This is a genomic window from uncultured Parvibaculum sp. (genome assembly GCF_963975745.1).
In the GTDB taxonomy this organism is placed as follows: domain Bacteria; phylum Pseudomonadota; class Alphaproteobacteria; order Parvibaculales; family Parvibaculaceae; genus Parvibaculum.
In genome coordinates this window covers 79,186-101,826 of the sequence record NZ_CAXBIB010000010.1, presented here as the reverse complement: position 1 = coordinate 101,826, position 22,641 = coordinate 79,186, and the positions used below count along the sequence as shown (strand labels likewise).

22 protein-coding genes are annotated in these 22,641 nt (G+C 62.3%); 18 read left to right on the top strand and 4 right to left on the bottom strand.

Going from position 1 to position 22,641, the window contains the following annotated elements; all coding sequences use genetic code 11:
- The first annotated feature begins 101 nt into the window (after positions 1–101).
- Positions 102–1,193 (top strand): phosphotransferase, encoded by a 1,092-nt coding sequence (locus AAC071_RS09840; RefSeq protein WP_339832110.1) that lies wholly within the window; start codon positions 102–104, stop codon positions 1,191–1,193.
- A gap of 30 nt (positions 1,194–1,223) precedes the next feature.
- Positions 1,224–1,694: a GNAT family N-acetyltransferase gene (locus AAC071_RS09835; protein ID WP_339832109.1), complete on the top strand. Its 471-nt coding sequence runs from the start codon at positions 1,224–1,226 to the stop codon at positions 1,692–1,694.
- A gap of 54 nt (positions 1,695–1,748) precedes the next feature.
- Here the strand turns inward: AAC071_RS09835 and AAC071_RS09830 are convergent, their stop codons facing one another.
- Positions 1,749–2,903, bottom strand: a complete 1,155-nt coding sequence (locus AAC071_RS09830) for an ATP-dependent 6-phosphofructokinase (RefSeq protein WP_339832108.1) — start codon at positions 2,901–2,903, stop codon at positions 1,749–1,751.
- A 246-nt stretch (positions 2,904–3,149) separates the two neighbouring features.
- Here AAC071_RS09830 and AAC071_RS09825 point away from each other — a divergent pair, with 246 nt between their 5' ends.
- The 3 genes from AAC071_RS09825 (at position 3,150) to AAC071_RS09815 (ending at position 5,527) form a co-directional block, all read left to right on the top strand.
- Positions 3,150–4,514, top strand: a complete 1,365-nt coding sequence (locus AAC071_RS09825) for a glutamate--cysteine ligase (protein WP_339832107.1) — start codon at positions 3,150–3,152, stop codon at positions 4,512–4,514.
- Between the two features lie 121 nt (positions 4,515–4,635).
- Positions 4,636–5,019: a VOC family protein gene (locus AAC071_RS09820; protein ID WP_339832105.1), complete on the top strand. Its 384-nt coding sequence runs from the start codon at positions 4,636–4,638 to the stop codon at positions 5,017–5,019.
- Between the two features lie 4 nt (positions 5,020–5,023).
- Positions 5,024–5,527, top strand: a complete 504-nt coding sequence (locus AAC071_RS09815) for a topology modulation protein (protein WP_339832104.1) — start codon at positions 5,024–5,026, stop codon at positions 5,525–5,527.
- A gap of 218 nt (positions 5,528–5,745) precedes the next feature.
- Here the strand turns inward: AAC071_RS09815 and tldD are convergent, their stop codons facing one another.
- Positions 5,746–7,182, bottom strand: coding sequence for a metalloprotease TldD (tldD, locus tag AAC071_RS09810; protein ID WP_339832102.1), 1,437 nt, complete (start codon positions 7,180–7,182; stop codon positions 5,746–5,748).
- A gap of 44 nt (positions 7,183–7,226) precedes the next feature.
- Positions 7,227–7,622 (bottom strand): hypothetical protein, encoded by a 396-nt coding sequence (locus AAC071_RS09805; protein WP_339832101.1) that lies wholly within the window; start codon positions 7,620–7,622, stop codon positions 7,227–7,229.
- A gap of 433 nt (positions 7,623–8,055) precedes the next feature.
- On the opposite strand from AAC071_RS09805, the gene coxB reads away from it, so the two are divergent.
- The 11 genes from coxB to AAC071_RS09750 all read left to right on the top strand — a co-directional run bounded on the left by coxB (position 8,056) and on the right by AAC071_RS09750 (position 20,385).
- Entirely contained in the window at positions 8,056–8,907 is an 852-nt protein-coding gene (gene coxB / locus AAC071_RS09800) for a cytochrome c oxidase subunit II (RefSeq protein ID WP_339832098.1), read from the top strand.
- Positions 8,908–8,966: 59 nt separating this feature from the next.
- Positions 8,967–10,574 carry a cytochrome c oxidase subunit I gene (gene ctaD / locus AAC071_RS09795; protein ID WP_339832097.1) on the top strand — a complete coding sequence of 536 codons (1,608 nt, stop codon included), beginning with the start codon at positions 8,967–8,969 and terminating at the stop codon, positions 10,572–10,574.
- Positions 10,575–10,663: 89 nt separating this feature from the next.
- The gene (locus AAC071_RS09790; RefSeq protein WP_339832095.1) at positions 10,664–11,632 is read left to right on the top strand and encodes a heme o synthase; all 969 of its coding nucleotides are present in this window, start codon (positions 10,664–10,666) and stop codon (positions 11,630–11,632) included.
- Positions 11,633–11,639: 7 nt separating this feature from the next.
- Positions 11,640–11,822: a hypothetical protein gene (locus AAC071_RS09785; RefSeq protein WP_339832093.1), complete on the top strand. Its 183-nt coding sequence runs from the start codon at positions 11,640–11,642 to the stop codon at positions 11,820–11,822.
- Positions 11,823–11,924: 102 nt separating this feature from the next.
- Complete coding sequence (locus AAC071_RS09780; RefSeq protein WP_339832091.1) at positions 11,925–12,761, top strand: cytochrome c oxidase subunit 3; 837 nt, start codon at positions 11,925–11,927, stop codon at positions 12,759–12,761.
- A gap of 82 nt (positions 12,762–12,843) precedes the next feature.
- Positions 12,844–13,218: a DUF983 domain-containing protein gene (locus AAC071_RS09775; RefSeq protein WP_339832089.1), complete on the top strand. Its 375-nt coding sequence runs from the start codon at positions 12,844–12,846 to the stop codon at positions 13,216–13,218.
- Positions 13,215–13,973: an SURF1 family protein gene (locus AAC071_RS09770; protein WP_339832088.1), complete on the top strand. Its 759-nt coding sequence runs from the start codon at positions 13,215–13,217 to the stop codon at positions 13,971–13,973. The genes AAC071_RS09775 and AAC071_RS09770 overlap by 4 nt, the downstream gene beginning before the upstream one ends.
- A gap of 116 nt (positions 13,974–14,089) precedes the next feature.
- Entirely contained in the window at positions 14,090–15,493 is a 1,404-nt protein-coding gene (thrC, locus tag AAC071_RS09765; protein ID WP_339832087.1) for a threonine synthase, read from the top strand.
- A gap of 19 nt (positions 15,494–15,512) precedes the next feature.
- Entirely contained in the window at positions 15,513–16,787 is a 1,275-nt protein-coding gene (locus tag AAC071_RS09760; protein ID WP_339832086.1) for a pitrilysin family protein, read from the top strand.
- A 27-nt stretch (positions 16,788–16,814) separates the two neighbouring features.
- The gene (locus AAC071_RS09755; RefSeq protein WP_339832084.1) at positions 16,815–17,402 is read left to right on the top strand and encodes a GNAT family protein; all 588 of its coding nucleotides are present in this window, start codon (positions 16,815–16,817) and stop codon (positions 17,400–17,402) included.
- An 82-nt stretch (positions 17,403–17,484) separates the two neighbouring features.
- Positions 17,485–20,385: an EAL domain-containing protein gene (locus AAC071_RS09750; RefSeq protein WP_339832082.1), complete on the top strand. Its 2,901-nt coding sequence runs from the start codon at positions 17,485–17,487 to the stop codon at positions 20,383–20,385.
- A 14-nt stretch (positions 20,386–20,399) separates the two neighbouring features.
- Here AAC071_RS09750 and AAC071_RS09745 read toward each other — a convergent pair whose 3' ends face one another.
- Complete coding sequence (locus AAC071_RS09745; RefSeq protein ID WP_339832081.1) at positions 20,400–21,005, bottom strand: YqgE/AlgH family protein; 606 nt, start codon at positions 21,003–21,005, stop codon at positions 20,400–20,402.
- Positions 21,006–21,195: 190 nt separating this feature from the next.
- Between AAC071_RS09745 and AAC071_RS09740 the strand changes: the two genes are divergently transcribed.
- Both AAC071_RS09740 and AAC071_RS09735 read left to right on the top strand, forming a co-directional pair.
- Positions 21,196–22,020 carry a protein-disulfide reductase DsbD domain-containing protein gene (locus AAC071_RS09740; protein ID WP_339832080.1) on the top strand — a complete coding sequence of 275 codons (825 nt, stop codon included), beginning with the start codon at positions 21,196–21,198 and terminating at the stop codon, positions 22,018–22,020.
- 134 nt (positions 22,021–22,154) lie between these two features.
- On the top strand, positions 22,155–22,640 hold the full coding sequence (locus AAC071_RS09735; protein WP_339832078.1) for a peroxiredoxin: 486 nt from the start codon (positions 22,155–22,157) through the stop codon (positions 22,638–22,640).
- Position 22,641 lies beyond the last annotated feature (1 nt).

Genomic DNA, 22,641 nt, shown 5'->3' with positions numbered 1-22,641 from the left:
ACAAGCCGGGTCATGACGATCCGGGTTGATATTGGCTTTCGGGAAGCCGGCGCAACTTCATATAAGACGTACACAGAATAAAAGACACGGGGAGCGAAACCATGACCGACGCAGCGGAAAGCCGGCAGGAACAGTTTTCGGGCACCAAGGAGGTGGCCGACACGCACAGGTTCGATGAGAAGCGCCTTGCCGGCTACATGGAAGCCCATGTCGACGGCTTCAAGGGCCCGCTGACGGTCAAGCAGTTCAAGGGCGGCCAGTCGAACCCGACCTACCAGCTCGTCACGCCGGCGAAGAAATATGTGCTGCGGCGCAAGCCGCCGGGCAAGCTGCTGCCCTCGGCCCATGCGGTCGATCGCGAATACAAGGTCATCACCGCGCTGCATGGTGTCGGCTTCCCCGCGCCGCGCACTTATTGTCTCTGCGAGGACGACAGCGTCATCGGCACCATGTTCTACATCATGGACATGGTGGAAGGCCGCGTGCTCTGGGAGCCCTTGCTCCCCGGCATCGAACCCGGCATGCGCTGGAAGATCTACGAGACGCTCAACGACACGCTGGCGCGGCTGCACATGATCGACTACGAGGCGGCGGGCCTCGGCGATTTCGGCAAGCCGGGAAATTATTTCGCCCGCCAGATCTCGCGCTGGTCGAAGCAGTATGTCGCCTCCGAAACCGAATCCATTCCCGAGATGAACCGTCTTATGGAATGGCTTCCCGAAAATGTGCCGCAGGATGATTCGACTTCGGTCGTGCATGGAGACTACCGTCTCGACAACACGATCCTGCATCCGACCGAGCCGAAGGTGATCGCGGTGCTCGATTGGGAGCTCTCGACGCTGGGTCATCCGCTGGGTGATTTCACCTACAGCCTGATGCAATGGGTGATGCCGGGTCAGGGCACTGGCGGCGGCACAGGCTCGATCCAGACGGCCAATCTGAAGGAACTCGGCATCCCGACGCTCGACGAATATATCGCGATGTACTGTGAACGGACGAATCGCCCCGGCATCGAGAATCTCGATTTCTATTTTTCGTATAATTTCTTTCGTCTTGCCGGTATCCTGCAGGGAATCGCGGGGCGGGTGAGGGACGGGACGGCATCAAGCGAACACGCAAAACAGATGGCGCAGAATGTGCGACCGCTCGCGCAGGAAGCTTGGACCTATGCCCAACGCGCGGGAGCCAGATAACAAGAACAACGAGTAAAAGAGAGTAGGCGTATGAGTTCGTCCGAGATTTCTTCCTGGAGCCGCCACGGTTTCGAGATCAACACCGACAAGTCGCGGCTCGACAGGGAGTCGATCCTGAAGATGCTCGGCGCCACCTACTGGGCCAGCGAGGTGCCGCCGGATGTGCTCTGGACCAGCATCCTCAATTCCCGGGCCTATGGTCTCTATTCGCCGGATGGCGAGCAGGCGGGTTTCGGCCGCATGGTCACCGATATGAGCCGCTTCGCCTGGATGAGCGACGTCTACATCCTGCCCGTTCATCGCGGCAACGGCCTCGGCAAATGGATTGTCGAGACGATGGTCAACGATCCGGCGCTGGCCGCCGTCACGCGCATCATGTTGTCCACCAACGATGCGCACGAACTCTACGAGCGCCTCGGCTTCAGGGTCATCGGCGGCGACCATGAAGAGGCCCGCCAGACCATGCAGTTGAAGCGGTCGGGCTCGCGCCCGCGTTCCTGATCCGGCAGGCTCTCGCCCGTCCCGTACGCCGGCAGCAAGCAGGCGGGACGGGCCTCAATACAGGAACATCGGCTTGCCCGTCACCTGCGCGATGCGCGGGCGATAGGCGTCGCGGTCGTAGAAGGCTTTCACGTCGACGCGCTTGCGGCCCTCGGTGCAGAGCGCGGCGGGCACGGTCTCGTAATTGCCGTCGCGCAGGGCCGTCATGAAGCCGCTGCGTCCGGCGGCGATCTCCTGTACCGCCAGCGTGCCGAAGCTCTTGGCCACCATCTGGTCGAGCGCGTCGGGCGGCCCCGCGCGCATCAGATAGGCGAGCGACTGCGTGATCGTGTCGATGCCGGTGATCTTCGTCAGTTCCTCGCCGACCAGATGGCCGATGCCGCCAAGCCGCTTGCGTCCATATTCGTCCGCTTCGCCATAGGTCAGCCTCTCGCCGCCCTCCATGCGGGCCCCTTCCGAAATCACCACCATCGCATAGCGCGCCGGATTCGCCGCGCGGTCGGCCGCCAGCAGCGCGCCCAGCTTGGCGACATCGAACGGCACTTCGGCGATGATGGCACGGTCGACATCGGCGAGGTAGCTGGCGATCAGCGCGGTCTCGCCCGAATGCCGGCCGAACAGTTCGACCACCGCAATGCGCTCATGGCTGCCCGTCGAAGTGCGGAGCGCGTTGATATGCTCGACCGAACGCGACACCGCCGTCGAAAAGCCGATGCAGTAATCGGTGCCGAAAACGTCATTGTCCATCGTCTTCGGAATCGAGACGGTCTTCATGCCTTCGCCGTGAAGCTGCGCGGCATAGGCCAGCGTGCCGTCGCCGCCGATCGTCACCATCACGTCGATGCCGAGATGCTCGAAGACGCGCAATATATGCGGCGTGGTGTCGACGGTTCCCTTGTCGCTGAGCTTGAACTTGCCCTTGAGGAAATCGGGCAGCTTGGCCTCGACCATCCATTGCGGATCGGTCCGCGTCGTGTGCAGGATCGTGCCGCCCTCGCGGTCGATGGTGCGCACGGCCTCGTTGTCGAGCCGCATCAGATGCCGCTCGCTGCCCTCCGGATCGTCGGGATTGTAGTTGAGGGGGCCGGCCCAGCCGCGCCGGAAGCCGATCACCTCCCAGCCCTGTTCGGTGGCCCGCCGCGTCACCGCCTTGATGCAGGAATTCAATCCCGGCACATCGCCGCCGCCTGTCAATATGCCGATCCGCATCCGATCGCTCCTCTCGCTGTTTGTCCGATCCTCGCACATGCGGGCAAGGGGGGCGATGCCGCGCCGCCAAAGGTGCCGGCGCCGGGGCGCCGGTCTGTAGAATAAGTATAAGTCGCGACCGAGATTTGCGCTTGTCAGCCGCAAATCCCGCTCCTACATCTGGGCGACGCGAAGGACCGGTCGGGGGTCATGGGCTGATGCCCCTCGATACGACAACAAGGTCCGCGGAGGAACAAAGGGGCTCGCATGAGCATACTCGTCGCCGGGCCCGAGCCCATCACCGACCGTCGCGATCTCGTGGCTGCGCTGGAGCGCGGCAACAAGCCGAAATCCGACTGGCGCATCGGCACCGAGCACGAGAAATTTCCCTTCTGTGTGAAGAACCTGACGCCGATCCCCTATGAGGGCGATCACGGCATTCGCGCCATGCTCGAGGGCCTGACCCGCTTCGGCTGGCAGCCGGTGATGGAAGGCGAGCACATCATCGGTCTCGAAAGCGAGGGCCACGGCAACATCTCGCTGGAGCCCGGCGGCCAGTTCGAGCTTTCGGGCGCCGCGCTCGAAACCCTGCACCAGACCTGTTCGGAACTGCACGACCACCTGGCCCAGGTCAAGGAAGTCGGCGACGAACACGGCATCGGCTTTCTGGGTCTGGGCTTCACGCCCAACTGGCGCCGCGACGAAATCCCGGTCATGCCCAAGGGCCGCTACAGGATCATGACCGAATACATGAAGAAGGTCGGGACCATGGGTCTCGACATGATGTACCGCTCCTGCACCGTGCAGGTGAACCTCGACTTCGCCTCGGAAGCCGACATGGTGAAGAAGCTGCGCGTGGCCATCGCGCTGCAGCCGGTCGCCACAGCGATCTTCGCCAATTCGCCCTTCACCGAGGGAAAGCCCAATGGCTATCTCTCCTACCGCTCGCATGTCTGGACCGACACCGACAGGGCGCGTTCGGGCATGATCCCGTTTGTCTTCGATGAGGGCTTCGGCTTCGAGCGTTATGTCGACTACGCGCTCGATGTGCCGATGTATTTCGTCTATCGCGACGGCGGATATATCGATGCGACCGGTCAGTCCTTCCGCGACTTCCTCGAAGGCCGCCTGCCGGCGCTGCCGGGCGAAGTGCCGACGCGCGGCGACTGGAACAATCACCTGACGACCATCTTCCCCGAGGCGCGCATCAAGAACTACATGGAGATGCGCGGCGCCGATGGCGGTCCCTGGGCCCGCATCTGCGGCCTGCCGGCCTTCTGGGTCGGGCTGCTCTACGACCAGAACGCGCTCGACGCCGCCTGGGATCTCGTCAAGGACTGGAGCGACGAGGAACGTCAGAAACTGCGCGACGACGTGCCGCGACTGGCGCTGAAGACGCCCTTCCGCGGCGGCACGCTGCTCGATGTCGCGCGCCGCGCCGTCGAGATCTCGCGCGCCGGCCTCGATGCCCGCGCCAATGGCGACGGCGTCGGCGGCACCGAGGCGATCCATCTCAACGCGGTCGAGAAGATCGTCGAAACGGGCATCACCCCCGCCGAGGAACTGCTGGCTCTCTATCACGGCCGCTGGAACGGCTCGGTCGATCCGGTCTTCAGGGAATTTGCGTTCTAGGCGTCAGTGCGGCTCCTTTGACCTCCCCCTCGCGGGGAGGCCGAAAAATCCAAGGGATTTTTCGGGTGGCGGAGCGAGGAACGAAGATTGGTCACGCAGCGACAGCAGAACGAGGTGCCCCATGTTCAGTCACGTCACCATCGGCTCTAGCGATCCGGACAAGGCAGCCGCCTTTTACGACGCGGTGCTGGCGACGCTCGGCATCGCGCCCTTCTTCAAGGCGCCGGGCCTCGCCTCCTACGGCACGGCGACAGGACCCAAGGTCTTTGTGCTGAAGCCTTTCGACGGCAAGGCGCATCTGCCCGGCAATGGCGGCCATGTCGCCTTCCTTGCCCCCTCCCGCGCCGCGGTCGATGCCTTCCACGCCAGGGCGCTGGAAATGGGCGGCACCAGCGAAGGCGAACCGGGCCTCAGGACCCACTACCATCCGAACTATTACGGCGCCTATGTGCGCGACCCCGAAGGCAACAAGCTCCAGGCGGTCTGCCACAGCTCGAAGGGGTGAGCGCGTGCAGCGCATCCTGGTCATCGGCTGCTCGGGCGGCGGCAAGTCGACGCTCGCGCGCAAGCTCGGCGAGAAACTCGCCCTGCCGGTGGTCCATCTCGACGTGCTGTTCTGGAAACCCGGCTGGGTCGAAAGCAGCTATGACGAGTTCCGGTCGAAGGTCGCCGCCGCGGTCGCCGAAGACCGCTGGATCGTCGACGGAAATTTCAGCCGCACCTTCGACATCCGCCTGCCGCGCGCCGACACAATCGTCTGGGTCGACCAGCCGCGCCGCACCTGCCTCTGGCGCGCCTTCCGCCGCACACTGACGCTCTTCGGCAAAACCCGCGCCGACCTCGCGCCCGGCTGCCCGGAGAAGTTCGATCCGGCTTTCTACCGTTTCATCTGGAATTTCAAGCGCACGCATGACGCGATGATCGAGGAAGCCCTGGCGTGCGATGCGGCCCATGCAAAAAAGTTCCGTCTACGGAGCGACAGGGAGATCGCGGACTTTCTGGCTTCGGTTTGAGCGGTGGCCGGAGCGGGCGGGAAGGGCGGCAGCGGCACGCTGTTGCCCGCTTGCCACAGCGTGCCGCTGCCTCGGCCGGTTATCCCCATGGGGACAAGGCGACTTGTCCCCGGGTCCGAAGCCGTCCCGGGCGCATTTATGACAGTTTTGTGACAGTTACGTGACAGAGGGGGGGTAAAATGGGGATAAGTTGTGCCTTGTTCCGCAGGCGGAGCTTTTTAAGCGGCCTTCGCCGTGCCGCCCACCGTCAGTCCGTCGATGCGGAGCGTCGGCTGGCCGACGCCGACCGGCACGCCCTGTCCGCCCTTGCCGCAGGTGCCGATGCCGGGATCGAGCTTCATGTCGTTGCCGATCATCGAGACGCGCGTCAGCACATCCGGTCCGTTGCCGATCAGCGTCGCGCCCTTGACCGGCGCGCCGATCCTGCCGTTCTCGATGAGGTAGGCCTCGGTGCAGGTGAAGACGAACTTGCCCGAGGTGATGTCGACCTGTCCGCCGCCGAAGGAGACCGCATAAAGGCCCTTCTTCACCGACGAAAGGATCTCGTCCGCTTCGCGGTCGCCCGACAGCATATAGGTGTTGGTCATGCGCGGCATCGGCTGATGCGCGTAGGATTCGCGCCGTCCGTTGCCGGTCGGCGCCATGCCCATCAGCCGCGCATTGAGCCTGTCCTGCATATAACCTTTGAGAATCCCGTCCTCGATCAGCACCGTGCGCGATGTCGGCGTGCCCTCGTCGTCGATCGACAGCGAGCCGCGCCGGTCGGCCAGCGTCCCGTCGTCGACGACCGTCACGCCGGGCGCCGCGACGCGGCTGCCGAGCAGGCCGGCAAACGCCGATGTCTTCTTGCGGTTGAAATCGCCCTCGAGACCGTGGCCGATCGCCTCGTGCAACAGGATACCGGGCCAGCCGGGCCCCAGCACCACATCCATCTCGCCGGCCGGCGCCGGCACCGCTTCGAGATTTGTCAGTGCCTGCCGGAGCGCCTCGTCCACCTGGCCGCGCCATTTCAGCGGATCGATGAAGACGTCATAGCCCATGCGCCCGCCGACGCCATAGGATCCGGTCTCCTGCCGGTCGCCTTCGCCGGCGACGATTGCCACATTGAGCCGCACCAGCGGCCGCACGTCGCGCAGCGTCGCGCCGCCGGCGCGGATGATCTCGACCGCCTGCCACTCGCCGGTCATCGAAACCGAAACCTGCCGCACGCGTTTGTCGAGACCGCGCGCATAGGCGTCGATCTCGGCCAGCAGCTTCGCCTTCTCCTCGAAACTCTGGCCGCCAAGCGGGTTCTCGTCGGAATAGAGATGCGCATTGGTGCGGGCCGGGCCCTCGGCCAGCGCGCCGGTGTGCCCCGTCTTGACTGCCTGCACGGCGGCGCTGGCGCGCTTCATCGCTTCCTCGCTGAGTTCGGAGGCATGCGCATAGCCCGTCGCCTCGCCGGCGACGCAGCGCAGGCCGAAGCCCTGCGAGGTGTCGAAGCTCGCGGTCTTGAGGCGGCCGTCGTCGAAGCCGAGCGCCTCCGACTGCCGGTACTCCATGAACAGCTCGCCATCATCGGCGCCGTTGAGCGTATCGTTGACGAGCCCCTCGACGCGGGCGCGGTCGAGCCCGGTCCGGGCAAAGAACAGATCATCGGCGGTGTCATGGGTCATGGGCGCGTATTCCTGAAGAATTGGGCGATGGCGAACGGCCGGACTTACCGGTCGAGCCATTCCTCGACCGGCACCAGCCGTCGCGGCAGGCCCGAAAGGTCGCAGCGCACCACCTGCGGGGCGCAGCTGTAGAGCGGATATTGCGTCACCTTCAGCGACGCAAGATCGACCAGAAAAACGCCGTTTATCCGGCCAAACCAGGCATCCCAGTCGGCAAAGCGCCAGTCCTGCCAGCCCTCGGGCGGCGGGCCGACGACGTCCCCGACCAGATCTGGATGAGCGGCACAGAAACCGACGACGCAGCGCCCCGGATCGCGCGTGTCGAGCCATGGTGCGGCCTCGGAAATCAACTCCGGCGCCGCGCCGCCATTATGCGGCAGCAGCACGCCGGCCGAGATACGGCGGCCGAGATGGAAATGAATCAGGGCTTCGTCGCGCATGAACTTGCTATCCGTTGGACAGGGCAGCGTGAATGAATATCCAACCATTACTCTAGGGCATTTTGAGTGACGGGAAAGGCCCACGGGCCGGAAATTCAATGCCGCTCCAGACGTGCCCATAATCTCCGATTCGGCCATCCATTGTGGCAAAACGTCGCAAAACGCGCCCCCCGCTGTGGCCTCGTCCCCGGGCATGTCTATACTTTGCACTGCGAGTCGTCTGGCAGGCGCAATATGACAAATTGGCATGTCTTGCAGCCGGGCGGGAAAAAGGGGGCAGGCGTCGCGGGAAACCGTCGCAGAAGGCGATAGCGGAACTTGCGGCGGCGAACGGTTTATGGTTTCTGACGGCGAGATTTGCTCGCCTGAAGGCGCAGTCCGGGATCGGCCGGATTCCGGGGCCGGAAATTGAATTGACTAGCTGGGGATAAGCATGCGGTTTCTGATCGGTTTTGGCCTCTTCGCGCTCGCGTTCGCGGGCTGGCATTTCGACGGCGGCCTCGTCGCTGCCGCTTTCGCAGGCCAGCCGCATGATGGCGGTCTCGGCTTGCAGGCGTCGGCATCGCCGGTGATGGACGACATCATCTGGTTCCACGACTTTCTGCTCTGGATCATTACGATCATCGTCGTCTTCGTGACCGCCTTGCTGGCGATCGTGATCCTGCGGTTCAACCGCAAGTCGAACCCGAACCCGTCCAGGACCACCCACAACACGCTGCTCGAAGTCGCATGGACCGTGATTCCCGTGATGATCCTTGTGGTCATCGCGATCCCGTCGTTTCGCCTTCTCTACAAGCAGGTCGTGATTCCCGAGGCGGAGTTGACGGTGAAGGCCGTCGGCTACCAGTGGTACTGGGGCTACGAGTATCCCGATCATGGTGATATCTCGATCATCTCGAACATGATCCCTGACGATCAGTTGCAGCCCGGCCAGCCGCGTCTTCTGGCGGCCGACTACGACCTGGTGGTACCGGTCGACACGACGGTGCGTGTGATCGTCACTGCGGCCGATGTGATCCACGCCTTTGCCGTGCCGTCCTTCGGCGTCAAGATCGACGCGATTCCCGGCCGCCTCAACGAAACCTGGTTCCGCGCCGAACGCACCGGCATGTTCTACGGTCAGTGCTCCGAGCTCTGCGGCACGCGCCACGCTTTCATGCCGATCAGCGTCAAGGTGGTGACCAGGGAAGAATTCGACGAATGGGTCGCGCAGGAGCAACAGGCTGCGCTGGGCGGCACCGGAAGACTTAAATTGGCTGAAGCTCCGGCGGTGGAGGCGCGCTGAGCGCGTTTCTCCGACGGTCAGGTAAAAGCATAAAACCGCAAGAACGAAGGGTTACAGAGATGGCAGGGCAAGCTGCGGGTGCGCACGCCGATCACGCCGACCACCCCACGGGCTGGAAGCGTTACGTCTATTCGACGAACCACAAGGACATCGGCACGATGTACCTGGTCTTCGCGATCATCGCGGGGGTCATCGGTGGCGCCATGTCGGTCGTCATGCGCATGGAGCTGCAGCTTCCGGGCGACCAGGTTCTCGGTGGCGACTACAATCTCTTCAACATGCTGGTAACGGCACATGGTCTGATCATGATCTTCTTCATGGTCATGCCAGCCATGATCGGCGGCTTCGGCAACTGGTTCGTGCCGTTGATGATCGGTGCGCCGGACATGGCGTTTCCGCGCATGAACAACATTTCATTCTGGCTGTTGCCGCCGGCGCTCGCGCTGCTCGTGATTTCGATGTTCGTGCCCGGCGCCCCCGGCGGCACTGGTGCCTCGGGCGGCTGGACGATCTATCCGCCGCTCTCGACGTCGGGCTCGCCCGGACCGGCGATGGACTTCGCAATTCTGGCGCTTCACATTGCTGGCGCCTCGTCGATTCTCGGCGCCATCAACTTCATCACCACGATCTTCAACATGCGTGCGCCGGGAATGACGCTGCACAAGATGCCACTCTTCGTCTGGTCGATCCTGGTGACGGTGTTCCTGCTGCTGCTTTCGCTGCCGGTGCTGGCCGGTGCGATCACCATGCTGCTCACGGATCGCAATTTCGGCACGACCTTCTTTGCGCCTGAAGGCGGCGGCGATCCGATCCTCTTCCAGCACCTGTTCTGGTTCTTCGGTCATCCCGAAGTCTACATTCTGATCCTGCCGGGCTTCGGTATCATCAGCCAGATCATCTCGACCTTCTCGAGGAAGCCGGTCTTCGGCTATCTCGGCATGGCCTATGCGATGGTCGCAATCGGTTTCGTCGGCTTCATCGTCTGGGCCCACCACATGTATACGGTCGGCATGTCGGTCAACACGCAGGCCTATTTCGTGGCCGCGACCATGGTCATCGCGGTGCCGACAGGCATCAAGATATTCTCCTGGATTGCAACCATGTGGGGCGGCTCGATCGAGTTCAAGACACCGATGCTCTGGGCGATCGGCTTCATTTTTCTCTTCACGATCGGTGGCGTGACCGGCGTCGTTCTGGCCAATGCCGGCGTCGACCGCGCTCTGCACGACACCTATTACGTGGTGGCGCATTTCCACTACGTGCTCTCGCTCGGTGCGGTGTTTGCGATCTTTGCGGGCTGGTACTACTGGTTCCCGAAGATGTTCGGTTACATGTATTCCGAATTCGTCGGCAAGCTGCACTTCTGGGTGACGTTCATCGGCGTCAACATGGTCTTCTTCCCGCAGCACTTCCTCGGTCTGCAGGGCATGCCGCGCCGCTATGCGGACTATCCGGATGCTTTCGCCTACTGGAACTACGTCTCGTCGATCGGTTCCTACATTTCGGCCTTTGCCGTCCTGATCTTCCTTTACGGCGTTGCGCAGGCATTCATGCGCAAGGAAAAGGCCGTCAACAACCCGTGGGGTGAAGGCGCGACGACGCTGGAATGGACGCTTTCCTCGCCGCCGCCGTTCCATCAGTTCTCGGAACTGCCGCGGATCAAATGAAAAAAGCTCCGGCCGGAAATTGTTCCGGCCGGAGTTTCCCCTGGATGAAAACCCCGGACGTTCCGGGAGACTGAGGCTATCGGCGCTTGATGTCGGATACAGCGATCAGCAAGAACGAATTCGACGCGCGTGCTCTGCCTGAAGGCGGGATGGGATCGGCGCGCGACTTTTTCGAACTGCTGAAGCCTCGTGTCATGTCGCTGGTGATTTTCACGGCCCTGGTCGGTCTTGCCGTCGCACCGGGCAGCATTCATCCGGTCATCGCCTTTACGGCACTGCTCTGCGTAGCCGTTGGCGCTGGCGCTTCCGGCGCCCTCAATATGTGGTACGACGCCGACATCGATGCCCGGATGGCACGAACCGCACAGCGGCCGATCCCGGCTGGCCGCGTGACGCCGGGCGAGGCCGCCGCATTCGGTACGATCCTCTCGGTCTTCTCCGTGATGACGATGGGCGTTCTGGTGAACTGGGTGGCGGCGGCGCTTCTCGCCTTCACGATCTTCTTCTATCTGGTTGTCTACACGATGTGGCTGAAGCGCCGCACGCCGCAGAACATCGTGATCGGCGGTGCGGCCGGCGCATTTCCGCCGATGATTGGCTGGGCGGCCGTGACCGGCTCGATATCGCTTGAGCCGGTTGTGCTGTTCCTCATCATCTTCATGTGGACGCCGCCGCATTTCTGGGCTTTGGCGCTCTACCGGAGTGGCGACTACGAGAAGGTTGGAGTGCCGATGCTTCCCGTTGTCGCGGGCGAAGCCGAGACGCGGCGTCAGATCATGATCTACACAGCGTTGCTTGTGCCCGTGACGCTGTTGCCGGCGGTGCTGGGATTTGCCGGTTTGCTCTACACGAGCGCTGCGGCCGTGCTGGGCGCCGGCTTCATGTGGTTTGCCTTTGGTGTTTGGCGCAGCCGGCCCGGCGCATTGCAGGACAAGGCCGCCAAACGGCTCTTCGCTTATTCCATCCTCTACCTCTTCCTCGTGTTCTCGCTGCTTTTGGCTGAGAAGACGCTGGGAGTCGCGGCCTTCGATGCGATCGCGCTTCCGGCAGGATGGTGAGGGAAACATGAGCGAGCAGGATGAAAGCAAGCGCCATGAGATTGCGACTCCGGTATGGACGGAGGAACAGCTCAAGCGCCGCCGTCAGCGCAATCTGGCGCTCGCATGGACATTGGCGGGATTGATGGTGCTGTTCTTTGTCGTGACGATCGTGAAACTTGGGGGCAATGTGGCGAACCGCACATTCTGATGCGGCCCGTCTGCAATCAGGCGCGCCTTGCTTGCGCCGGCGAATTGGAATGGATTGATCCGGCGGCCGCGTCCGCCGCATGCGAACTGGAGAAATGGGGACATGGCTGACGCACACGCCAAACATCACGATTATCATCTGGTAGACCCGAGCCCCTGGCCTGTCGTCGGCGCCATCGGTGCCTTTGTTCTGGCCGTTGGTGCGGTTCTCTGGATGCACGAGATGGCAAGCTCCTGGATCATGATCCTCGGCTTTGCCATTGTGTTCTACACGATGTTCGCTTGGTGGCGGGACGTGATCCGCGAAGCGCACAAGGGTGATCATACGCCGGTCGTGCAGCTTCACCTGCGCTATGGCATGATCCTTTTCATTGCCTCTGAAGTGATGTTCTTTGTCGCCTGGTTCTGGGCCTTCTTCGATGCGAGCCTGTTCGCCGGCGAGGAAATTCAGGCAGCGCGCGTCGAGTTCACCGGCGGCCACTGGCCGCCCCAGGGCGTCGAGGTCTTCGATCCCTGGCACTTGCCGCTGATCAACACGCTCATCCTGCTGACATCCGGCACGACGGTCACGTGGGCGCACCATGCGCTGCTGCATGATGATCGGAAGGGTCTTGTGCAGGGGTTGGCATTGACGGTGGCGCTCGGCCTGCTGTTCACGGCCGTCCAGGCCTATGAGTACCAGCATGCGGCCTTCTCTTTTGCCGGCAGTATCTACGGCTCGACCTTCTTCATGGCAACCGGCTTCCACGGTTTCCACGTGATCGTCGGTACGATCTTCCTGATCGTCTGCCTGCTGCGGGCCATGAAGGGGCATTTTACACCGAAGCAGCATTTCGGCTTCGAGGCGGCGGCCTGGTACTGGCACTTCGTCGACGTGGTCTGGCTGTTCCTGTTTTTTGCCATCTATGTCTGGGCTTCGGTCGGCGCGGTCTATCACTGATCGCGCGGATGCGACGATCCACAATCGGAATGGGGGGCGGCCCGCGGACAGCGTGGCCGCCCTTTCGCTTCATGAGGGACCCATGAGCATGCAGACTGATCAAATGCCATCTTCGGTGACGGTGGCATTGCGCGCGTGCTGCCCGCGCTGCGGCAAGGGTCGGCTCTATGACGGCTTCCTGACGCTGGCGCCCGGATGCAGTGTCTGTGGCCTTGATTATGCGTTTGCCGATTCAGGCGATGGACCGGCGGTCTTTATCATGATGATCGCCGGCTTCATCATTGTCGGTCTTGTCCTGTGGGTCGAGTTCACCTGGTCGCCACCCTATTGGGTCCATGCCGCGCTCTGGTTGCCGCTGACAATTCTGCTGCCGCTGGGGCTCCTGCGCCCGCTCAAGGGCTGGCTGGTCGCGCAGCAATTCCGCCACAAGGCACGCGAAGGACGCCTCGAGCCATGAATGAAGTCGGACACGGCAGATTTTCCTTCCGGCCCATGCTGTGGCCGACGCTGCTGACGGCCGCCATGCTGCCGGTGCTGCTGGTTCTGGGCTTCTGGCAACTCGAGCGGCTCGAATGGAAGCGCGACCTGATCGCGACGATGACCGAACGGCTGGCCGCCGACCCCATCATGCTGCCCGCGCCCGAGGAATGGGCCAGTCTCGATGCGGCCGCGATTGAATACACGCGCGTTGCATTGACCGGCCGCTTTCAGCACGCGCAGGAATTGCACTACTTCACCCAGAATGAGTCGGGTGCGCCGGGCTATGCGGTGATCACACCGTTGGTACTGGCGAATGCCCCGGACGCTGTCGTTCTGGTCGATCGTGGTTTTGTCCCAGTGGCAATGAAGGACCGCATGACGCGCCTGGCGACAGAGAGCGACGATGAGGTGAGCCTTGTCGGTGTCCTTCGCACGCCGCAGCCGCGCGGACTTTTCGATGGTGCCGATGACCCGATCCGTAACGTCTGGATGGTGCGCGACCCGGTCGTGATGGGCACGTATCTGGGTCTTGGACGGGTGGCACCCTTCATCATCGAGGCGGAGGCCGCGAGCGCGTCAGGAGCTTGGCCAAAAGCCGGGCGGACCCGCGTCGACCTGCCGAACAACCATCTCGACTATGCCCTGACCTGGTTTGGCCTGAGTGTGGTCCTGATCGCTATCTATCTGATTTACCACAGGTCTCAGGGACGACTCGGGCGTCCAAAAGGCTGATTTCTGGTCATTTCGTCGCCTCGCGCTCAGCGCAATTGCCTCTCGCGCCGCGGCCGGATAGGGTAGCTCCGACCGGCCCGCGAATGTCTTTCGCGCTGGCATTCCAGGAGATTATGGTGAAGTACGTCAGCACGCGGGGCGGCGCCCCGGAGCTTGATTTCGAGGATGCATTGCTCGCGGGCCTCGCCCGCGATGGCGGCCTCTATGTGCCGGCGGAGTGGCCGCAACTCAGCGAACGAAAGATTCGGGCGTTGGCCGGCCTGCCTTACGAAGAAGTCGCGTTTCGCGTGATGAGGCCCTATATCGGCCCGTCTATCGACGATGCGGCACTCCAGAAGATGCTCACTGAGGCCTATGCAGGTTTCCGTCACAGCGCGATTGTGCCGCTGACGCAAATTGCTCCCGGTGACTGGCTGCTGGAACTCTTTCATGGGCCGACGCTGGCCTTCAAGGACGTGGCGATGCAGATCCTTGCCCGCCTGTTCGATCATGTGCTGGCTGCCCGTCGCAGCCGCATCACGGTTGTTGGCGCCACGTCGGGCGACACGGGCTCGGCGGCAATTGAGGCCTTCAAAGGGCGCGACACGACCGACATTTTTATCCTTCATCCGAAGGGGCGCGTTTCCGAGGTGCAGCGTCGTCAGATGACGACGGTGCTGGACGCCAATGTCCACAATATTGCGATCGACGGCTCATTCGACGACTGCCAGGCACTGGTCAAGGCGATGTTCAACGATCATCGTTTCCGGGACGATGTTTCGCTGGCAGGCGTCAATTCGATCAACTGGGGTCGTGTCATGGCCCAGATCGTCTACTACTTCACCAGCGCGGTGGCGCTGGGAGCGCCGGCACGCCCCGTCGCCTTCTCGGTGCCCACTGGCAATTTCGGCGATGTTTTTGCGGGCTACGCGGCGGCGCGTATGGGTTTGCCTATCGCGCGCCTGCTTGTTGCCACCAACGTCAATGACATTCTGGCGCGGGCTCTCGAAAGCGGACGCTACGAAGTCGGTACGGTCGTGCCGACGATCAGTCCCAGCATGGACATTCAGGTTTCTTCGAATTTCGAACGCCTGCTCCATGATGCCTATGGCCGTGATGGTGCTGCGGTGACGCGCCTGATGCAGAGCCTTGCCCAATCGGGTGGCTTTGAAATCGATCCCGTCCGGCTGGATGCCATGCGCGCCATGTTCGGCGCGGCAAGAGCCGACGAGAACGAGACGCGCGGAGCAATATCCGCGACCCTGAAGGCGACGGGCGAACTGGTGGATCCGCATACGGCGGTTGGCCTTGCCGTCGCGGCAAAACTCCGTGGCGACATGAATGTGCCAATGGTGACGCTGGCAACGGCGCATCCGGCAAAGTTTCCGGACGCCGTCGAGGAGGCAACCGGAATCCGTCCGGCGCTACCGCCGGCCATGGCCGACCTGTTCTCCCGGAAAGAGCGCCTGACGGCGCTGCCCAACGATCTCGATGCGGTCGAGATGTTCATCCGCGAACGTGCCCGTTCCGTTACTGCGTAACTGTTGAAGGAGTCCGCCCATGTCCGTTGAAGTGACCAAGCTGGAAAATGGCCTGACCGTCGTCACCGACAGCATGCCGCATCTCGAAACAACGTCGGTCGGCGTATGGGTCAACACGGGCGCGCGCCACGAAGCCGAGCGGCAGCATGGGGTATCGCACATGCTGGAGCATATGGCGTTCAAGGGTACGGAACGCCGTTCGGCTCTCGCTATCGCCGAGGAGATCGAGACAGTTGGCGGCTACCTCAACGCCCATACGACGCATGAGGCGACGGCCTATTATGCCCGCGTACTGAAACAGGACCTGCCGTTGGCGATCGATATTCTGGCTGACATCCTGCAGCATTCGGTCTTCGACCCGCAGGAAGTCGAGCGTGAGCGTGGCGTGATCATTTCCGAGATTGGCCAGGCGCACGACACGCCGGACGACATGGTCTTTGACTATTTGCTTGAAGCGGCCTATCCGCACCAGCCGCTCGGACGTTCGATCCTCGGCACGGTGGATACGGTGTCCGGTTTTGGCCGCGACGCACTGCAAAGCTATATGAGCGAGCGCTATCTGGCGCCGAGCATGGTGCTTGCCGGTGCCGGGGGGATCGACCATGCCGCTCTCGTGGCGCTTGCCCGCGAGCGTTTTGGTGCATTGCGGAGCCGGGGAACCAACGGCGCCGAACCGGCGCGCTTCTCGGGCGGTGAGCGCCGCATCGAGCGCGATCTTGAGCAGGCCCACCTGGCGCTGGCCTTCGAGGGCCCGACCTATTCGGACCCCGATTACTATACCGCGCAGGTCTTTGCCGGCGTGCTTGGCGGCGGCATGTCTTCGCGGCTTTTCCAGGAAATACGAGAAAAGCGCGGTCTCTGCTATTCGACCTTCGCCTTTTCCTGGTCGTTTGCCGACACTGGCGTCTTTGGTGTCTATGCAGGCACCTCGCCAGATGATGTGGCGGAGCTCGTGCCGGTAATGTCGGGAGAAATCGGACGGTTGGGCGAAGATGCAAACGAGGATGAGGTCGCACGCGCCCGTGCGCAGATCAAGGCCGGGTTGATGATGGGGCTGGAGAGTTCGTCCTCCCGGGCCGAGCAGATTTCCCGCCAGTTCACGATTCATGGACGTGTGCTGCCCATCGGCGAATTGATCGAGCGCGTCGAGGCGGTCGATGCAGCGGCTGTGCGCCGCTATGCAGACCGTCTGCTGGCTGGCAATCAGCTTGCAGTGTCAGCCATCGGTCCGCTTGCCGGCAAGAATGGCGGACTTGAATCCTACGATCGGATCGCGGCAAGATTTGCCAATTGAGGTCGCGATCGGGAGGCGCGTCCGGCCATGGCATTTCTTCGTTCGATCACGAAGCCGGAGACCGTACCTCTCATTCTGGGACAGGGCGTCTATCTGCGCATGCCGCAGCACGGCGATTACTCCGCATGGGCTGGATTGCGGGAGGATAGTCGCAGCTTCCTGACGCCATGGGAGCCGACATGGGGTCAGGACGATCTGACCAGGCCGGCATATCGCCGCCGCCTTCGGCGCTATATGCGCGAAATCCGGGAAGATCATGCCTACCCGTTCTTCATCTTTCGGGAGCAGGATAATGCTCTTGTCGGTGGTTGCACGCTGTCGGGCGTTCAGCGCGGTGTCCAGCAGTCCTGCGCCCTGGGCTACTGGGCAGGCGAGAAGTATGCGGGGCGGGGATATGTGACCGCGGCAGTGCGGGCACTGATCCCCTACGTATTCGAGGAATTGAAATTGCATAGACTGCAGGCCGCCTGCCTTCCGGAGAATGAGAGGTCCCGCGCTGTCTTGCGCAAGTGCGGGTTCACCGAGGAAGGTCATGCGCGGGGCTATCTCCGCATCAACGGCATGTGGCGCGATCATGTTGTGTTTGCCATTCTGCGCGATGATCCACGCCGGTGACTTTGTGAAGGGGAGTGAGCGGCTGATGCGGCGAGGGGCATTGAAAAGAGCGCGCAGAAGTGGCGCGCTTGTGGCGGCCGCTTTGGCAGTCTCGATCATCACGACCGGTGCGGCGCAATCGCTGGACGCAGTGGCCCTTGACGACAGGGCGCCCGTGGTCGATCTGACGCCACACGGCGAGCGCTACGAGGCCGCCGGCCGGCGCCTGACGATCGAGCCGCCGATAGCCGGAACCGCGGGAATCGACAGCGAAACCGAGGAAGGGGCGGCCGAAATCGACGAAGGCGCGCTTGAAGACGGTACCATCGTACTTTCGGATGGCGATGGCGCGGCCGGCACCTGGCTCGTTATCGCCTTGCGCAACCGGTCAGCAGATCCGGTTCAGCGCTATCTGGTCGCGGATGAGCGCGCTCGGGGCTTGGGCAATCTGTTCTGGCCGCTGCCCCGGGGCTCGGTCGACCGTGCCGTGACGGCCGGCGGTCAGGATCCCGTGCCGATGCCGGGCGAGGAACGGCGAGGATTTTCCGTCTTCGCCATTTCGGCCGAACCGGAAACAAGCATCACCGTTGCGCTTCATGCCGACGAACCGCCGGAAAGCGTCTATCTCTGGCATGTCGAGGCATGGAGCGCCTTCATGCGACGCCTGGCGCTGGTCGAGGGCGGCATGCTTGCCGTCGTCGCGGCGTTCGCAATCTACCTTTCGGCGCTCGCGATCCTGACGCGCGTTGCGGCCGCTCGTGCCACGGCCGGACTCCTCGGAACAGGTTTTCTGGTCCTGCTTGCGGAATTCGGCTACCTCGCCGCCTTGCTCGATCTCGGTCCGCGATGGGACATGACCCTGCGCAGCTCGGCATTGGCGCTCTTTGCCGCGGCGGTCTTTGCATTGGAGCGCTTTTTTCTCGACCTTGAACGCCTCGCAAAATGGCCGTCGCGTCTCGCTCGATGGATGTCCTACGCCGCGCTAGCAGGCATTCCACTTGCGATTCTAAGCGTACCTCTTGGTGCATTCTATGTACGCGCAATTGTCGCTGTTGCCATGGTCGCAGGCGTACCGTTGATCGTGGCCGCAGCCCTGCGTGGTGTTCGCCCGGCACAGCTTCTTATACCCGGCGCTGTGCTGTTCGGATTCGCCGGTCTCGCCGCGGCACTGCACACGGTCGGCTGGATGTCCGCCGCCTTTGCCGGCACGACTTTTTCGGGCGGACTCCTCACGGCCGCCCTGACGCTGTTTGCGTTTGCTGCGGCCTATCACGCACAGGGCGGTCGCCGTCGCGCTGATCTCGGGACGCTCCGCAGCGAGCAGCGAAATGCCTTTGCTTTGTCTGGCGCGCGCATGGGTGTCTGGGACTGGGACGCGACCAATGACCGCCTGTATGTGTCGCCCTCGGTGGAGGCAATGTTGGGCCTTGATGCCGGCACGCTGGACGGAAACGAACTTCTCTGGCGCGAACACATGCATCCGGCTGATCGCGAGACCTATCGCACAGCTCTCAACGCGTATTTCCACCGTGGTAATGTATCGTTCACGCTTGAATTTCGTATGCGTCACTCGGATGGGGTCTTTCGCTGGATAGGTCTCAGTGCGAGCTGCATTTCGGCTGCAGACACGGGAACGGCGCGATGCATCGGCACGGTACGTGACATCACGGCTCGGAAACTTGCCGAGGAACGCCTGCTGCACGACAGCGTCCATGACAGTCTGACGGGATTGCCCAACCGCGCCCTTTTCATGGACCGTCTGGAGCGTGCCATTCGACGGCAGGACCTGCTCGACCGGCCGCGGGCGGCGGTGTTATTGATCGATCTCGATCGATTCAAGACGGTCAATGATAGTCTCGGTCACTCAGGCGGAGATGCGTTGTTGATTGCGATTGCGCGCCGGTTGGAATCTCTGGTAACGCAAGACGACACGGTCGCGCGTATCGATGGAGATGCATTTGCCGTCTTGCTGACATCGCGGACACAGCGCGACGATGCACGCTCTTTTGCCGAGCAGGCCAGCGAGTTTCTCCGACAGCCGATCGAGGTTGCAGGGCATGAGGTCTATCCGACTTCGTCGATCGGCGTTGCGATTTGTGAGGACGCACACGAGAATCCGGAGGATCTTTTCACGGAAGTTGAAATCGCGATGTATCGCGCAAAACGTGCTGGAAAGGCCCGGATCGAGCTCTTCGAGCCTGCAATGCGTGCCGAGACGGATGACCATCTGACACTGGAAACCGACCTGCGACATGCGATCGAGCGCCACGAGATGGAACTCTACTATCAGCCGATTATGTCGCTGACCGACGGCAACGTTCGTGGTTTCGAAGCATTGATTCGCTGGAATCACCCGAAAGACGGATTGCTGCCGCCGGACAGTTTTGTGCCGCTGGCGGAGGAGTTGGGCGTAATCAACGAAATCGGTCGGTTTGCACTTCGTGCCGCGAGCGAGGAGCTTGCGACCTGGCAGAAACTCTTTCCGGCAGAGCGCCCGCTTTTTGTCAGCGTGAATGTCTCAAGTCGCCAGTTGCTCCGTCACGATCTGATCGATGATGTGAAGCGCGTATTGAATCGGATCGACATTGTCCGGGGGTCGTTGAAGCTCGAAGTCACGGAATCTCTTGTGATGGAGAATCCTGAATTTGCCGCAACAATGCTGCAACGCCTCAAGGCCCTGGGGGCGGGACTTTCGCTCGACGATTTCGGTACGGGTTACTCGAGTCTGAGCTACTTGCAGCGCTTTCCCTTCGACACGCTGAAGGTCGACCGGTCGTTCGTTGCCGGCATGTCCTCCGACCGTGAAACACCACTGATCATCCGTTCGATGGTCACGCTGGCCCACGATCTGGGGATGGAAGTGGTGGCTGAGGGCACCGAAAGCCAGTCGCAGGCGGATGATCTGGCGAGCATGGGTTGCGACTATGGGCAGGGCTATTACTTTGGCCAGCCAATGCGCACGTCAGAAGCGCTCGATTTCATCGCGCGTCACTGGCGGGAGTGACAAGCTGGAGGCCTTCACGCGTGGCCGGCACTGCCGGAGAGCAACGAAATGTCCACGCCGAGCTTCGCCAACGCAGTGGCGTATTTTGCGTCAAGATCGAAACCGAACAGCAGTTCGGGATCGGGATCGCAATGCAGCCAGCCATTGGCCTGTATTTCGGCGTCAAGCTGGCCAGGTGCCCAGCCCGCATAGCCGAGCGCGAGAAGCGCGTGACGCGGACCCCTGCCGGTGGCCATTGCGCGCAGGATGTCGACGCTCGCAGTCAGGCCGATATCCTCATCGACAGGCAGTGTGGAGTCGTCGGAGAAATAGTCCTGCGTATGGAGGACGAACCCACGGCCCGTTTCCACCGGACCGCCCGCCAGTACCGGGCACGCAATTTCCTTGGTGCCGTGCGGGGTCCGGATCGACAGGCGGTCAAGGAGGTCGGGAAAGGTAATATCGGGGGCCGCCTTGTTGACGACAATGCCCATTGCGCCATCGGGGTTGTGGACGCACATATAGACGATCGAGCGTTCAAACCGAGGGTCGCCGATCGTCGGCATTGCGATCAGCATCTTCCCCTCGAGAAATCCGTCTTCCCCCGGCTGATGGGTCAAATCCGCCAACATTGGGCTCATGGGCAGCCTGCCTCCGGCCATTGGTGTAGTTCGGATCGGCAAGGAAAATCCTGCCCTCTCGCTGGCATCGTGTCACGCCCCATCTTGAACTGACAAGCGGCGAGGACTGGGACCATTCTTCGATTTCGGTCTGTAGTTTTATATGACAGGCTTGCTGCGACGATGCGAATTGACCGGGAGAAGGCGGGAAATGCCAGAGTTGACGGCCTTATGGAGAGTGGCGCTCTGCGCGATGGTGCTCTGGCTTGTGCCGGTGGGTCTGACCATCGCAGGCGCCTCTGCACCGGAAAGGATGGCTGTCATGTCGGCGGTGTCCGCTCATGACGGCGAACCGTTTCTGGCCGGCGTCGAAATGCAGCTTGAAACCGGCTGGAAGACCTATTGGAAGAATCCGGGCGATAGCGGCATCGCGCCGACCTTCGACTGGTCGGAATCCGAGAATGTCCAACATGTCGATCTGCGCTGGCCGGCACCGCAGCGCTTCGACGATCCCGGCGATGTAACCTTCGGCTACAAGGACAGGGTGCTCTGGCCGTTGAATGTCGTGCCGGCCGATGCAGGTCGGCCGGTGACATTGCGCGTGTCCATGCTCTATGGCGTTTGCTCGGAAAGCATCTGTGTGCCGCGGGAAGCAAATCTGGCACTGACGATTCCGCCGTCGAGTTCTGGCGCGGCCTCCTCGGTCGATCTGCCGGCACTTGTGGCGGCGCTCTCCCGGTTGCCGCAGCCCATGGCCGACCGCGATGCGTTGCAGGTCCGGTGGCGCGAGGCACATGCGCCCGTACTCGAAATCCTTTACCGGGGTTGTGCGGCCGGATGCAGGCCGCCGCAATTGATTATCGACGGCCCACAGGACGTCTGGTTTGGCGTGCCTGCGGTCGACCGCAAGGGTGAAATTCTGCGCTATACGGTCGAGGTTGGCGTTCTGTCGACGTCGATGCTCGAAGGCGAAAGGCTGGGATTTCTTCTGGTTGGGTCCGAGGAGGCACGCATCGTCTATTGGACATCTCCCTGACGGAGATCACAGAATGGTCAGAGATCGTGAGGGGGCTGGCGGGCAGCGGGTATTGGCGCTTTAATGCGGCCAACCGGCGGCGCCACAGGGTGTCGGGCAAGCATTCACGCAACAGATGAGCCATGGAGCCAGCAATGACGATCAAGGTCGGAGACCGCATTCCCGATGCAACGCTGATGCAGATGACAGACAAGGGGCCAGCGCCCGTCAAGACGTCGGAGTATTTCAAGGGCCGCAGGGTTGTGTTGTTTGCGCTGCCCGGCGCCTTCACGCCGACATGTTCCAACCAGCATCTGCCGGGCTTTATTCAGAGTGCCGAAACGATCAAGTCGAAGGGTGTCGACGAAATTGCCTGCGTCTCGGTCAATGACGCATTTGTAATGGGTGCCTGGGGCAAGGCACAGGGTGCCGACGGCAAAGTGGCCATGCTTGGGGACGGCAATGGCGAATTCACAAAAGCGCTTGGCCTCGACTTCGACGGTACCGGCTTTGGAATGGGCATGCGTTCGTCGCGCTATTCGATGCTGGTCGATGACGGCGTTGTGAAGAGCCTCAATCTGGAGCCGTCCGGCGGCAAGGCCGAAGTGTCCGGCGCCGAGAACATGCTGAAGCAGCTTTGAA

Excerpts from the sequence above, each read along its gene's own strand:
- AAC071_RS09770 (WP_339832088.1), top strand. The coding sequence starts at position 13,215 with ATGAATGAAGTCGGACACGGCAGATTTTCCTTCCGGCCCATGCTGTGG.
- AAC071_RS09790 (WP_339832095.1), top strand. The coding sequence starts at position 10,664 with ATGTCGGATACAGCGATCAGCAAGAACGAATTCGACGCGCGTGCTCTG.
- AAC071_RS09780 (WP_339832091.1), top strand. The coding sequence starts at position 11,925 with ATGGCTGACGCACACGCCAAACATCACGATTATCATCTGGTAGACCCG.
- AAC071_RS09760 (WP_339832086.1), top strand. The coding sequence starts at position 15,513 with ATGTCCGTTGAAGTGACCAAGCTGGAAAATGGCCTGACCGTCGTCACC.
- AAC071_RS09775 (WP_339832089.1), top strand. The coding sequence starts at position 12,844 with ATGAGCATGCAGACTGATCAAATGCCATCTTCGGTGACGGTGGCATTG.
- AAC071_RS09740 (WP_339832080.1), top strand. The coding sequence starts at position 21,196 with ATGCCAGAGTTGACGGCCTTATGGAGAGTGGCGCTCTGCGCGATGGTG.
- AAC071_RS09835 (WP_339832109.1), top strand. The coding sequence starts at position 1,224 with ATGAGTTCGTCCGAGATTTCTTCCTGGAGCCGCCACGGTTTCGAGATC.
- AAC071_RS09840 (WP_339832110.1), top strand. The coding sequence starts at position 102 with ATGACCGACGCAGCGGAAAGCCGGCAGGAACAGTTTTCGGGCACCAAG.
- AAC071_RS09820 (WP_339832105.1), top strand. The coding sequence starts at position 4,636 with ATGTTCAGTCACGTCACCATCGGCTCTAGCGATCCGGACAAGGCAGCC.
- AAC071_RS09805 (WP_339832101.1), bottom strand. The coding sequence starts at position 7,622 with ATGCGCGACGAAGCCCTGATTCATTTCCATCTCGGCCGCCGTATCTCG.
- AAC071_RS09830 (WP_339832108.1), bottom strand. The coding sequence starts at position 2,903 with ATGCGGATCGGCATATTGACAGGCGGCGGCGATGTGCCGGGATTGAAT.
- tldD (WP_339832102.1), bottom strand. The coding sequence starts at position 7,182 with ATGACCCATGACACCGCCGATGATCTGTTCTTTGCCCGGACCGGGCTC.
- AAC071_RS09785 (WP_339832093.1), top strand. The coding sequence starts at position 11,640 with ATGAGCGAGCAGGATGAAAGCAAGCGCCATGAGATTGCGACTCCGGTA.
- AAC071_RS09745 (WP_339832081.1), bottom strand. The coding sequence starts at position 21,005 with ATGAGCCCAATGTTGGCGGATTTGACCCATCAGCCGGGGGAAGACGGA.
- AAC071_RS09825 (WP_339832107.1), top strand. The coding sequence starts at position 3,150 with ATGAGCATACTCGTCGCCGGGCCCGAGCCCATCACCGACCGTCGCGAT.
- coxB (WP_339832098.1), top strand. The coding sequence starts at position 8,056 with ATGCGGTTTCTGATCGGTTTTGGCCTCTTCGCGCTCGCGTTCGCGGGC.
- AAC071_RS09735 (WP_339832078.1), top strand. The coding sequence starts at position 22,155 with ATGACGATCAAGGTCGGAGACCGCATTCCCGATGCAACGCTGATGCAG.
- AAC071_RS09755 (WP_339832084.1), top strand. The coding sequence starts at position 16,815 with ATGGCATTTCTTCGTTCGATCACGAAGCCGGAGACCGTACCTCTCATT.
- ctaD (WP_339832097.1), top strand. The coding sequence starts at position 8,967 with ATGGCAGGGCAAGCTGCGGGTGCGCACGCCGATCACGCCGACCACCCC.